This window comes from Haemophilus sp. HMSC71H05 (assembly GCF_001838635.1).
Lineage (GTDB): Bacteria > Pseudomonadota > Gammaproteobacteria > Enterobacterales > Pasteurellaceae > Haemophilus_D > Haemophilus_D parainfluenzae_R.
Genome location: NZ_KV838033.1, coordinates 63,631 through 76,849 on the forward strand (window position 1 = coordinate 63,631; position 13,219 = coordinate 76,849).

Consider the following 13,219-nt stretch of genomic DNA (forward strand, 5'->3'; position numbering starts at 1 on the left):
AATCTCCCCTAACCCCTCTTTGCTAAAGAGGGGATTGGATCTTTGCAGAGTTAAATATCTATGTTTTACTTTAACATTTTTTTGAAAGCAGATAATTTAACCTCTATTGAAATTAAAAATGTAAATGGGCCAGTTACAATCAATTTACTAAAGAATTCCCCTCTTTAGCAAAGAGGGGTTAGGGGAGATTTGTCAGAAGTTAATCCAACCTCATACTCAATCAGCCCTCATATTCTCCAAAAACAAATAAATCTGCTCTACTACACTTTCAATTTCACACATTACTTCATCATTGCTAAATCGCATCACCGTAAAACCAAGTGAATTTAATTCTGCATCTCGCAATGCGTCTTTTTCCTGATAATCAGGTTCATAGTGCTGACTACCGTCCAATTCGATAATCAACTTTGCTTTTGCACAATAAAAATCAACGATATAACTTAAAAGTGGCTTTTGTCGATTAAATCGAAAACTTAATAATTGATCTCGATTGATGCGTTGCCATAGCTTTCTTTCCGCATTCGTTTGATCCACTCGCAATTTTTGCGAATTCTCTTTTAAGTATTTTTCATAGGGTTGCATGAACGCTATTTCTTACCGTTCTCAATCCCTTCACTCAACACCTTTTGAAACTGCTCATAATCACAAAAACCATGTTCATCTTTTTCACAACCCTTGAGGGTTAATGCCGTTTGGTTTGGTGGTGTCGCTAAACTTAGTGGCGTGATGTTAATCAGCTGATCGGTGGTTTGATACACATAATCCAACTTAAATTTGAGCTTACCACTGGGTTTGTGTTTCCACACTTCAAATAGTAACTTGCCACCGATTGGGATATTTTCCAATGAATCATCTAATTCATAAGGTTCAACACCTAGTGCTGCAAGCAGAGCAACAATATTAGAATCGTGTCCAACCAATAAATTAATTTTATTTTTGCTATTTAGCTGTTGCTGAATAAATGCCAATAGCGGGTATGATGCATTTTGTGCTAACGCTTCGTTATTTTTAAATAACGTGCGGTAATATTCGTTTTTTATTTCGTCAATTGCACGCCATTTGTCTTGGCTATTCACACGACCGTTTGCAATTTCTGAATCAGGCTTACCCACATAATGAGCGAGTAATAATGCACTAACTATTTTCTTTCCTGTGCTGATAGAGCCAGTAATCTTGACCGACTTTCCGTCTTTAATGCTGTATTCACCGACTTTTCCACCTAAATCACACTCGCCTTTTTGCAAGCAGTTTGGTGAGTTTTTGTAATCGATAATTTCACTTAATAGCGCATAATTTGGCGCTAATTTTTGCTGTAAAGCGGTTAAATCTACATTATTTTTTGCTGATTCGATCAAAGCTTTACTTGGGTTATGGACTTTTGTAGTAAAAATTGGATCTTTTTCTGAACCAATTTCACCACGATGTTGTAATTGCACACTACATCCGGCAAAAGCACCTGCCACAATCGCTTGCCCCGTTGCAACTGTGCGTTGTACTGCATTCGCATAAGCGAAAATACCTTCACCCGATGCACAACGTTCAGTTGTTAATAACCCTTTATCTGCAAGCCATTGACCTAAATATTGGCCAAAATAGGTTTCTAATACCGTTCCTTTTGCCGTGAGATAACCTGATGGCACATCCCATTTCGCCCACGCATACGGTGAATATTTTGCCATCTCTTGTGGATCTTTTTCCACTGGCGAGCGTAATCCATGGCGGCTGAAAATTAAGACTTTCTCAAGCTCGTAATCTTCATTCTGTTTGTTTTGGCGATTTTCTGTTGCAAATACACCGCTTGCAAGCGTCAAACCAAGTAAAAGTGCGGTGAATTTTAGGGTTATTTTTTTCATATTCGAGATTTAATCATTTAATGTTGAAATTGAGCTATAAAAATTCAAGGCATATTTGGTGCCGTAAACTAACACCATAAATACTGCAACAATATTGACTACCGCAAAAAAGATTAGTTGTTTACTGTTGCTCTCCACCCAGAGCATTTTAAATAATGCGAGCGTACCAATATTTTCATCAAGTTCGCTCTCTCCGCCTAGTGTTCTTAAGGTTTTCAGCATCTTGCGTACAAAAGCAACGGTATTTATTGCCATGACGCTGAGTGCAATAAATCCTGAAGCCAAACTTAAAAACAGCACGAGCACATTACTCCACGCCCAATGTGTCCAATTCAGCTCAGAATACATAAATAACGCGAGTGATAAAAACAACACAGCGGGTGTTAAATTTCGCAAAAACATTAAATAGTCATCACCAATTCTAAATAAAAATTGCAAAAAACTGACTTTCTTCATTACTTTAAAAAATCTCTTTTAATTTGGCTTCATCTAAAATAACACGATCGTCCTCTAACAATAATGCCGGAAAGCCCGCATAGCCTTGTGCTTTTGCATCATCAAATGCAGCGTGACGATCACGCAAACGCAACCATTGTTTCAAATTTGGAATGGAAGATAATACTTCCACTGACTCATAATCCACACCCAAGCGTTTTAACTCTGCCACAAATGGCGCTGTATCTGGGCAATCTGCCGCATAATAAAGAATGGGTTTCATTATTCACCTTCTTGTTCGGCTGCCGCAGTTGGGTTCAATTTCGGTTCGCCAATTTTAGTTAAGCGGTTACGATCGCGATGTTCAAATGGGGCATCATAATTCGGGATAATCAGGATAGTGGTTTGATCATATGACCAACTGCCATCATCATGGAATTTCACCGTCATTTCAAAACTTTCCGTGGTAAATGAACGCTCTAAGAACGGATTAGAAATAATGCCGTTTGTTAATGAACCGCGTACCGCTTTTACCGTAAACTCTTCGGCATCAGCCGGTGCATTACCGACAGCAATAAACGTTTGGCCGCGTGGAATGCTACCTGTTAATAAAATATTGCCTGTTTCAGGTTCCCATAACCAATAACCCACTTGGTCGTGGAATGTTTCAACCTCGCCCGGTTGTACAATATGGGCGTGATAACGTAATCCATAATAGAGTTGCGGGCCATTGGTTTGACCATCGGTTGGGTGTGCTTCATAACGCTCGATATAAGGATCTTTTTCTGGCCCTTCTGCTTTTGGGTTGATATCCACACCACGCTTACCTTCCCAAACACCCGCTAATCTAGCCAATGGGCCTAAATTCGCGAGTGTATTAGGATCAGTTTCTGCTTCCGTGTAGATATCATCTGGGTATTGAAAATCTTTCATTAATTTCTCCTTATATCGTTGGGTTAATGCTTAAAGTACGGTCGTTTTTCGCCTTATTTTTTACAACCTGGGAAACCTAAGGCTTCACGGCTTGCATAATACGCTTCTGCCACCCCTTTGGTTAATGCACGAATGCGTAAAATATAGCGTTGACGCTCTGTGACCGAAATCGCTTTGCGTGCATCTAACAAGTTGAAGCTGTGTGCCGCTTTTAAAATGCGCTCGTAAGCCGGTAATGGTAACGGACGCTCTAATTCTAATAAGCTTTTCGCTTCTTTTTCGTATTGATCGAAGCAGTAGAATAAGAAATCGGTATCGGCGTATTCAAAGTTGTAAGTTGATTGTTCCACTTCGTTTTGATGGAACACATCACCGTAAGTGGTTTTGCCAAGCGGGCCATCAGACCAAACTAAGTCATACACAGAATCCACGCCTTGGATGTACATGGCTAAACGCTCTAAACCGTAAGTTACTTCACCTGTTACGGGTTTACATTCTAAGCCACCCACTTGTTGGAAATAGGTAAACTGGGTGACTTCCATACCATTTAACCACACTTCCCAACCTAAACCCCAAGCCCCTAAGGTTGGGTTTTCCCAGTTATCTTCCACGAAACGGATGTCGTTTTGCGTTGGATCAAAACCGAGCATTTCAAGGGAACCTAAATAGAGTTCTTGAATGTTGTCTGGAGACGGTTTAATCACTACTTGGAATTGATAGTAATGTTGTAAACGGTTCGGGTTTTCGCCATAACGGCCATCGGTCGGACGACGTGAAGGTTGCACATAAGCGAATGCCATCGGCTCAGGGCCTAATGCGCGCAATGCAGTCATTGGGTGAGAAGTTCCTGCGCCCACTTCCATATCAAAAGGTTGAACAACGGTACAGCCTTGATTTGCCCAATATTCTTGCAAGGCTAAAATCATGCCTTGGAATGTTTTTACGTTGAATTTTGTACTCATAATTTTTTTAATAACAATGTGATGAAAAATACAGGCATTATACTTGAAACTATAAGGCTGATAAAGGCGAAAAAGTGCGGTCAGAAAAATCCTTAAATTTTTTATTTCTCTTAAATTTCATTCATTTTGATGATGAGTTATTTTCATCATGATAGGTTTGCTTGCCAAGCCTCAAATGTGTAAACTGCTGGCGTTTTTATACAGACTTTTATCCTAGGGATTTTAAAATGAAAAAAAATGTGATTACTTCAGCGATTTTATTAGCGATTCCAGCATTAGCGGCTGCTGAGGAAAAAGAAATTCAACTTGAACCCATTCATGTTTATTCAGCTTACGCTACCCCAGTAAACCAAGATCAAACCGCTTCATCTGTTACTGTTTTAACTGAGAAAGATTTTTCAGAACGTAATGCAACTTATGTGAGTGATGTATTAAAAACCGTACCTGGCGTAGCAATGGGAGTTAGCGGAGGGCGAGGTGCAGCGACAAGCCTTTTCTTACGTGGTGCAGATTCCAATCAAACAGCTGTTATTATTGATGGCATAAAAGTTAATCCAGTTAATGGATATGGTTTTGATTTTGGAGGTTTATCATTAAGTAACATTGAACGCATTGAAGTTTTACGAGGTGAACAATCAGCACTTTGGGGAAGTGATGCGATGGGAGGAGTGGTTTATATCACCACTAAAAGTGGTTTATACAAAGATAAGCTATTTAACGTAGATTTTGATTTAGGAACTGGTTCTCACGGTACAGTGGACGGTAGTGCTACTGTCTCAGGTTACAACAATGGTTTCTACTATTCTGTTCATGGAGATAGCCACCATACTCGTGGAATTTCAGCTTATAGTGATCGCAAATTCACTTACACAGGTGAAAATGCTGCAATTTATAATCCAACCTCAATTGCGTCTGAAAGGGATAAATTCCATAGAGATGGTGTATCTGCCAGACTTGGCTATGATGATAGCCAAAAAGGTATAGAGTTCTTGAGTTCTCATTCAACACAAACTGTTCACTATGATAGCAGCTCCAACGATCAGCTCTCCGATGATAGAATCCGAACACGAGAAACTCTATATAAACTAAGTGGTTACGTAGGAAATGAGCAAAGCCTGTTTAAACATAAATTTAATTTCAGCCATCTGAAAACAGATCGTGATGTATTTTCTTCTTATGGAAGCGCTTACGATACTAAAAAATCTGATGTTAATTATCAATTAGATATTAATTTTGATCGAGAAGGAAGTGTTACTCAAGCTGTCAGTCTTTTGGCTGATTATAATAAAGCCAACTATCGAGGCAGCGAATATTCCTATGATAAATTAAAAATTAGTGATAAAAGCGTTGCAATGGAATATCGTTTATTAAGTAAAGATGACCATAGTTTCGCACTGAGTGGACGATATATTGATAACTCACAATACGGGAATGCATTTAACACTCGTATTTCTGGAGCATATCGCTTGTCACCAAATTTTCGTACTCATGCAAGTTTAGGGACTGCCACACAAACACCAACAGTGGTTGAATATTTTGGCTATACTGGCTACTCACTTCCAAACTTCAATCTTAAACCAGAGAAAAGTCGTGGTGGTGAAATAGGACTATTAATTGAGTCAAATGATAAAAATCATAGCTTAGATGTAACTTATTTTGCACGTAATGTAAAAGATCTTATTTCAGAGCAAGCACTTCCTGGAACTTGCTTTACGACTAGCTGGGGAACATCTTGCACCTATCAATCTATGAACATGCATGGTACAAGTAAAATTCGTGGAATTGAATTAGTTTATAACGGAAAATTAAGTGACAAATTAACTTCTTATGCAAATTACACTTATACAGGAACAAAAGATAGTCAAGATAAGCAACTTATCCGACGCCCTAAACATACAGCAAACGCTGGTTTAAATTATCAAATTACAGAACAACTAGGATCAAGTGTAAATGTTTCATACGTGGGAAAACGTATTGATAATAATAGAGATCGTTATCGTATGCCATCTTATACCTTAGTAAATCTAGGCGTAAATTATCAATTAACTCAAAATCTAAATATTTATGCTAATTTAAACAACGTATTCAATAAAAAATACGAAAACATTGTAGGCTATGGCCAAGACGGACGTAATGTTTACGTTGGGTTGAAAGGATCGTTCTAATTATTACCTACTAACAAGGGCGTGCTTAGCACGCCTTTTTACATTATTGATGACGTAGCGTATCATTATCTATATGCAAAAAACTCGCTTAATTTTAACCGCGCTTTGTCTTCCGTTTACAGCACAGGCTTCGGAACAATTTGTCTCGCTTACGCTTTGCAGCGACAGATTACTTATTGAACTGGCTGAGCCTTCACAAATTGCTGCACAGTCACCTTATTCAAAAAATCCGTTGATGATGTTGGATAAAATTAATACCGACAAACCTGTACTAGAACCGCAATTAACGGAATTATTGCCCTATTTGGATAAAACGATTCTGATTAACGAAACCTTTTATCCACAATTAGTCGCAGAGCTGAAAAAACTCAATGTGAAGATTATTCCCATTAACGACAGCCCACAAACGCCAGATGAATTATTTACGTTGATTCTAGACTTAGGCAAACAACTGGGTAATGAGCAAAAAGCGGCTGATTTAGTAACAAAACTAAAATCGCAAAACTTTCACTTAAATCGACCGCTTACCGATACACTAATTTTGTCGGAAACAGGAGTGGTAGAGAGTTACTATCCGCAATATCCTGTGCTGTTAAATTTACTCGGATTAACACCGTTAAAAACACCTCTTACCGCACAAAATTTCTCGTTAGAAAAAGTGATTTTAAGCCAACCCAATGTGCTCATTTCACTGACAGACAAACAAGGTTACAATGCACAAGCTGAATTACTGCACCACCCTATGTTGCAAGATTTTTTCAAAAACCAACCGCTTGTAAGCATTCCGATGAAATATACCTATTGCTTCGATCACGGCGTGTGGCAAGGGGCGGAGAAGATTTATGAGCAGTTAAAATAATGTAGCTGACAAATCTCCCCTAACCCCTCTTTGCTAAAGAGGGGAATTCCATTATTAAATTAACTCTAGATGACATATTTATATGTCTTTATGTATAAATGATTAGAATAAAATATCAGAATTATAAATCCCGACACTATAATCCCCCTCTTTAGCAAAGAGGGGTTAGGGGAGATTTGACAAAATAAAATTAACAAATGATATTTGGATTACATAGGAAATTGATCATTGACCAAAACACTAAAATTAAATACCGCACTTTTCTTCGCGTTGCTGTTGATTAGCGGCTTTGCAATTTATCATCAGCTCGGCGACTTTGCTCATCTCAAAAATGCGGATGGTGTGCTCACCGATATGCGTTCGATGGTGCTGTGGGATATTCGTTTTCCACGCATTGGTTTAGCTTTATTGACAGGGGCAAGTCTCGCGATTGCCGGTAATGCAATGCAAGGTATTTTCCAAAATCCATTAGCGAGTCCAGGCTTACTCGGCAGTAGCTCTGGTGCAACAGCGGCTAGTGTATTTATCCTCTATTATTTTGCCGTGCCATTTTCACTGCTCTTAGCTGGTGGTGTGATTGGCGCACTTTTAAGCTTTTTCATCGTGTATTTGATCGCTAAAAACTACGGCACCACAATGATGATTCTAAGTGGCTTAGCGGTCAATATGTTGCTTGGTTCAGCAATTGCATTATTACTCTCCAACGCTGAAAGTCCATGGGCATTAGCTGAACTTTATCGTTGGCTACAAGGCTCATTGATGTGGGCTAAATTAGATACCCTGCTCATTTCACTCCCGATTGTTCTCGCAGGGATTTTCTGCTTATACCACACTCGCCGATATTTAGATTTACTCACCTTTGGTGAAGAAACGGCGAGTACCATGGGCGTTGATCCCAAACGTAGCTTTTTTATCACTACCTTTGGTGTGGCTTTATTAGTTGGGGCGACCATTCCACAGACCGGTACTATTGGCTTTATCGGCTTAATCGCGCCACACTTCGCCCGTATTTTATTAAAAGCTCGCCCATCACAGCTTTACCTCAGCAGTGCGTTAATCGGGGCATTATTGCTGTTACTGGCCGATTTAGCCATTTTATATATCCCACTGTTCTCACATATTTACATCGGGACATTGACCGCACTTATCGGTGCCCCTTGCTTGATTTGGATGTTATTAACGCAACAGAGAAAAATCTATGATTAGAATTGAAAAACTCACCCAATCCTATTGCTTAAATGACATCAACTGTACGCTTCCATCAGGTAAATTGATTGGCATTATGGGCGCCAATGGTGCGGGGAAATCTACATTATTAAAAACCATTGCAGGCATCTTGCCCCTAAAACAAGGAGAGGTTTGGTTCGATAATCAGCCATTAAGCAAAATGAATGCAACTGAAAAAAGCCAACACATTGCTTATCTTGCACAAAATACGCAAATTCATTGGGATTTATCCGTTTATGATGTGATTGCGTTAGGCTTGGCAGCTCCGTTACCAAAAGAAAAAGAGCGGTCAAAAATTCAAGCATTTTCAGAAAAATTTGCCGTAACTCATTTGCTCGATAAACCTTTCCTACAGCTTTCAGGCGGCGAGAAAGCGCGTGTACAACTCGCCCGCTGCTGTATTAAAGAATCCCCTGTTTTATTGGTCGATGAACCGATTGCGCCACTCGACCCTTATTATCAAATTGATATGATGGAACAGCTTCAATCACTCACACCACAACATACGTGTGTTGTTGCCATTCATCACCTTTCATTGGCTTATCAATTTTGTGATGAAATTGTTCTATTAGATAAAGGAAAATTGTTAGCTGTAGGTGAAACGCAAGCCGTGTTAAATGCGGAGAATTTAGCGAAAGCCTTTCATATTCGGGCTGAAATTGATCCAATGAAAAAGACTATCTCAAAAATTGAAAAGCAATAAAATAAAAGCACTTAGCGATTCACTAAGTGCTTTTTTATAGAAATGAATTATGGTTGGATTTCTGAATCTACGAAGAAATACGCAATTTCTCGTTTTGCGCTTTCAACGCTATCAGAACCATGAACAGAGTTTTCACGCTGACTTAACGCAAAGTCTTTACGGATAGTGCCTTCTGCCGCCTCAGCTGGATTCGTTGCACCAATCAAAGTGCGGTAATCTTTTACGGCATTTTCTTTTTCCAACACAGAAACCACCATCGGACCAGAGAGCATATACTCCACCAACGGTTCAAAAAACGGTTTACCTTGGTGTTCCGCATAGAAACCTTCCGCTTGTTCTTTAGTTAATTGCACCATTTTAAGCGCAACGACACGAAATCCCTGTGCTTCAAAACGCCCTAAAATAGCACCAATTAAATGACGCTTTACTGCATCGGGTTTGATAATTGAAAAAGTACGTTCTGTCATAAAATCCTACTTAACTTGCTTTCGTTACTAATAAATTTGCTAATGTTTTCACACCAATTCCGGTTGCGCCAACCGCCCATAAATCACTACCTGATTTACGATAAGTAGCTGAACAATCAATATGCAACCAACCTTGTTGATAGTTTTTCACAAAATACGATAAAAATGCCGTTGCAGTACTTGCGCCCGCGACAACCGGCGCTGTACCTGTATTGGCAATATCCGCAAAAGAAGAAGTGATTTGGCTACGATGGAACGCTTCAAAAGGCAAACGCCAGAATGGTTCATTTTCTTCTTTAGCGGCTTGGAATAAGCTATTTACTAACGCATCATCCATAGAAAGTACACTGTGGTAATCATTACCGACTGCTACTTTCGCCGCACCAGTTAAGGTTGCACAATCGACAATAAATTGTGGATTTTGGCTATCGGCTTCAATTAAGCCATCCGCCAATACTAAACGACCTTCCGCATCAGTATTTAGAATTTCAGCGGTTACACCATTTTTATACGTGATAATATCACCCAATTTAAACGCATTACCGCTCACCAAGTTTTCCGCACAGCATAGATAGAGTTTTACTCGTTGATTTAAACCGTGCGCAATGGCAAATCCTAACGCACCCGTTAATAATGCAGCGCCGCCCATATCAGTACGCATCGTGCTCATGCCATCACTTGGTTTGATACTATAACCACCACTGTCAAAAGTAATACCTTTACCCACTAAACAGGCTAATACAGGCGCATTTGGATCATTAGTCGGGTTAAAATCTAATTGCAACATAGCGGGCGGATTAATAGAACCACGACCCACAGTAAAGATCCCGTGGTAACCTTGCTCTTTTAACGCTTCACCAGAAATGATTTGAAAACTGACCGCACTTTTATCGACATAATTTTCGGCTTGTTTAGAAATAAACTCTGCCGCGCGTTCTGCTAATTTAACCGGAGTAAGGGTTTGTGCCGGCTCATTAATAATGCCACGCACAAAATCACCGCACTCGATACGAGCTAATAATTCATCTTGTGGCTCATCATCTAAATGAGGAAATTCAATCGAATAATCTTGCTTCGCCGAGTAAAAACCTTGATAAAATGCCCAGCAATTTCCTAATTCCCATGCATCGCCCACAAGCTCAACGTCTTTAATGCCTTGTCCACGTAACTTACGTGCGGCTTTTTGAACTAAAACAAGATTCGATTTTTCATCATCTTTAAGGTGAATAACGGCTTGATCTTGATTAAAACTTAAAATGGCATTTTTGCCCCAACTCTCCGAAGCCGGAGCCGTTGATAATGTAATTTGCATGTAGTTCTTCTCCTTTATTTATCTATTATTCTCTAGGTACCATTTTACCGTCTGACGAAGTCCTTGTTCAAAGGTTATTTGCGGTTGCCAACCTAATTCTGCATGAATTTTAGAACAATCCAATGAATATCGCACATCGTGACCTGGTCGGTCTTTTACAAAAGTCATTAAATCTTCGTAATACTTAATGTGATTAGGCTTATTTGACACCAGTTCTTCGAGTAACTCACAAATCATTTTAACTACTTCAAGATTCGTTTTTTCACAATTTCCGCCAATATTATAGCTTTCCCCGACTCGACCTTTGGTTAAAACTAAATATAAGGCTTGAACATGATCTCCCACAAATAACCAATCACGAATTTGCCGCCCATCACCATAAATCGGCAAAGGCTTCCCCATCACAGCATTTGAAATCATTAAAGGAATAAGTTTTTCAGCATGCTGATAAGCCCCATAGTTATTGGAACTGTTTGTGATAATCACCGGCAAACCATAAGTGCGATGCCAAGCCTGTACCAAATGGTCACTCGCTGCTTTTGAGGCTGAATAAGGGCTGCTAGGATGATAAGGGGAATATTCAGTAAAGGCGGGCTCGGAAAGGGATAGATCCCCATATACTTCATCAGTAGAAATATGATGGAATCGAAAGGCAGATTTTTTAGCCTCCTCTAAGGTATGCCAATAATTCTTAGCAACCTCTAACAAGGCATAAGTCCCCACAATATTGGTTTGAATAAAATCAGCCGCTCCTGTAATAGAACGATCAACATGACTTTCTGCCGCCAAATGCATCACCGAGTCTGGCCGATATTTCTTGAAAACGCTTTCTATCGACTTAAGATCACAGATATCAACTTTTTCAAAAGCATACCGAGTACTATTTTCTATATCTTTTAAGGATGATTGATTTGTAGCATAGGTCAGCTTATCAACATTGATAACAGAATCATGAGTATGATTAATGATATATCGAATGAGGGCGGAACCGATGAAGCCGGAACCGCCAGTGATGAGGATTCTTTTGCTCATAAAAGGAAGCTCTATTTATTCAGATGTAGTATCTCTTTCATTAACCATGAAAGCATAAAATAAAAATAGAACAAAGAAGTAAAAGATATTTCCTGAATTATGCGCAAGAAATGACTGACTCATACAATAAATAATCATTGATAGTACATGGACAATACCTAATATCGAAATAAATTTTATTCTTTTATTCAACTGTCCTACTGCGTTTCTGTAGAACAGGTATAGAGGAGTAACAAAAATGCTCAATATGGCAATGCCTCCTACTATCCCTTTCTTTGCTAATTCATCTATAAATTGATTATGTAAATGTGAATATCCAATTGATGCAGAATTAATTTCGCCCTTCTCTACTAGGGATTTTTTATAAACATCTAAACCTCTACTCCCCCATCCAAAGATAGGATGTTCTTGTAACGCCTTAACTCCTGCATACCACATATCTAAACGCTCGCCGACAGAATCAACTTTACTTATTTTATAGCCTCCAACATAAGCAAGTAACTGCTTTTGTATAACAACTACTCGTTCAGCAACCTTATCATTCAAAGAAAGTAAACTGAAAGATAACAAAATCGTAATTAAAGTAATGGCAAAAGTTTTTTTAGAAAAAATAGAATTGTATAAGGCAAATAAAAAAATCAGGACTAATGGAAAGGCAATCCACCCCCCCCTAGCAAAAGAAAGCAGGCTTGCTAAAATACCAAATATTCCAGAAATGATTACCAATACTGCTAGTTTCGTTTTATTTATATCTAATAAATGAAATGCAATAACAAAACTAAATAAGCCCAATGACATTGCCATATCTCCAGACTGGATCTTCATTTGGCTATAAAAAGCACTTTCTAGGTTTAAAATATAATATTGATAGAGTGCTATGACACCTGAAATAAAGGCCCCTAAAGGAATACTATAAAGCAATACATCAAATTTAACCGAACTATAAACCACAAAAATAATTACAGAAAGAAATAAAAATGCTCTCAATGGATTATCAATCAGATTAATTTTTTCCCCATGGAAGAAAATAAAGAAAAGCGAAACTAAAAAATAAAAAGTAGTCACCACAAAAATAGCTTTATTCTGCTTCACTATTGTTGAGACACTTACTCTCTTATAGAGTAAATAACACAAAAACAATACACTTAAAATTAATAAAGCAGTCGAGCCGTAGTTATATCCTTTAGGGAACACCAAAAGTAAAGAAAAAAATAAAAATATAGATGCATTAATAAATAACTTAGGGAAAACTCCTATATTATGCATAAATC

General features: G+C 38.6%; 14 protein-coding genes. 4 read left to right on the forward strand and 10 right to left on the reverse strand.

Annotated elements, in window-relative coordinates; translation table 11 throughout:
* Positions 1-216: 216 nt before the first annotated feature.
* Genes HMPREF3279_RS05330 through glyQ form a run of 6 tightly spaced genes read right to left on the reverse strand, consistent with a single transcriptional unit; the run spans position 217 to position 4,183 of the window.
* Entirely contained in the window at positions 217-582 is a 366-nt protein-coding gene (locus tag HMPREF3279_RS05330; protein WP_070868295.1) for an endonuclease domain-containing protein, read from the reverse strand.
* Between the two features lie 5 nt (positions 583-587).
* Positions 588-1,853 carry a histidine-type phosphatase gene (locus HMPREF3279_RS05335; protein WP_070868296.1) on the reverse strand — a complete coding sequence of 422 codons (1,266 nt, stop codon included), beginning with the start codon at positions 1,851-1,853 and terminating at the stop codon, positions 588-590.
* A gap of 9 nt (positions 1,854-1,862) precedes the next feature.
* Positions 1,863-2,309, reverse strand: coding sequence for a hypothetical protein (locus HMPREF3279_RS05340; RefSeq protein WP_049384805.1), 447 nt, complete (start codon positions 2,307-2,309; stop codon positions 1,863-1,865).
* 4 nt (positions 2,310-2,313) lie between these two features.
* Positions 2,314-2,571, reverse strand: coding sequence for a hypothetical protein (locus tag HMPREF3279_RS05345; protein WP_070868297.1), 258 nt, complete (start codon positions 2,569-2,571; stop codon positions 2,314-2,316).
* A complete protein-coding gene (locus tag HMPREF3279_RS05350) occupies positions 2,571-3,221 on the reverse strand; it encodes an FABP family protein (protein WP_070868298.1) in 651 nt (216 codons plus the stop codon). Before HMPREF3279_RS05350 ends, HMPREF3279_RS05345 begins: the two co-directional genes overlap by 1 nt.
* Before the next feature lie 53 nt (positions 3,222-3,274).
* Positions 3,275-4,183 carry a glycine--tRNA ligase subunit alpha gene (gene glyQ / locus HMPREF3279_RS05355; RefSeq protein ID WP_005695296.1) on the reverse strand — a complete coding sequence of 303 codons (909 nt, stop codon included), beginning with the start codon at positions 4,181-4,183 and terminating at the stop codon, positions 3,275-3,277.
* A 227-nt stretch (positions 4,184-4,410) separates the two neighbouring features.
* Between glyQ and HMPREF3279_RS05360 the strand changes: the two genes are divergently transcribed.
* The 4 genes from HMPREF3279_RS05360 (at position 4,411) to HMPREF3279_RS05375 (ending at position 9,137) form a co-directional block, all read left to right on the forward strand.
* Positions 4,411-6,348 (forward strand): TonB-dependent receptor plug domain-containing protein, encoded by a 1,938-nt coding sequence (locus HMPREF3279_RS05360; RefSeq protein ID WP_070868299.1) that lies wholly within the window; start codon positions 4,411-4,413, stop codon positions 6,346-6,348.
* A 73-nt stretch (positions 6,349-6,421) separates the two neighbouring features.
* Entirely contained in the window at positions 6,422-7,207 is a 786-nt protein-coding gene (locus HMPREF3279_RS05365) for a substrate-binding domain-containing protein (protein WP_070868300.1), read from the forward strand.
* A gap of 228 nt (positions 7,208-7,435) precedes the next feature.
* Positions 7,436-8,413 (forward strand): FecCD family ABC transporter permease, encoded by a 978-nt coding sequence (locus HMPREF3279_RS05370; protein ID WP_070868301.1) that lies wholly within the window; start codon positions 7,436-7,438, stop codon positions 8,411-8,413.
* Positions 8,406-9,137 carry an ABC transporter ATP-binding protein gene (locus HMPREF3279_RS05375; protein ID WP_070868302.1) on the forward strand — a complete coding sequence of 244 codons (732 nt, stop codon included), beginning with the start codon at positions 8,406-8,408 and terminating at the stop codon, positions 9,135-9,137. Before HMPREF3279_RS05370 ends, HMPREF3279_RS05375 begins: the two co-directional genes overlap by 8 nt.
* A gap of 47 nt (positions 9,138-9,184) precedes the next feature.
* On the opposite strand, the gene ndk is transcribed toward HMPREF3279_RS05375, so the two are convergent.
* From ndk to HMPREF3279_RS05395, 4 genes are read right to left on the reverse strand one after another with little or no spacing between them, the layout of a single operon-like run.
* The gene (gene ndk / locus HMPREF3279_RS05380) at positions 9,185-9,604 is read right to left on the reverse strand and encodes a nucleoside-diphosphate kinase (RefSeq protein WP_070868303.1); all 420 of its coding nucleotides are present in this window, start codon (positions 9,602-9,604) and stop codon (positions 9,185-9,187) included.
* Positions 9,605-9,614: 10 nt separating this feature from the next.
* Entirely contained in the window at positions 9,615-10,916 is a 1,302-nt protein-coding gene (gene pepB / locus HMPREF3279_RS05385) for an aminopeptidase PepB (protein ID WP_070868304.1), read from the reverse strand.
* An 18-nt stretch (positions 10,917-10,934) separates the two neighbouring features.
* Complete coding sequence (rfbB, locus tag HMPREF3279_RS05390; RefSeq protein ID WP_070868305.1) at positions 10,935-11,948, reverse strand: dTDP-glucose 4,6-dehydratase; 1,014 nt, start codon at positions 11,946-11,948, stop codon at positions 10,935-10,937.
* A gap of 15 nt (positions 11,949-11,963) precedes the next feature.
* Entirely contained in the window at positions 11,964-13,214 is a 1,251-nt protein-coding gene (locus tag HMPREF3279_RS05395) for an O-antigen ligase family protein (RefSeq protein ID WP_049364800.1), read from the reverse strand.
* Positions 13,215-13,219 lie beyond the last annotated feature (5 nt).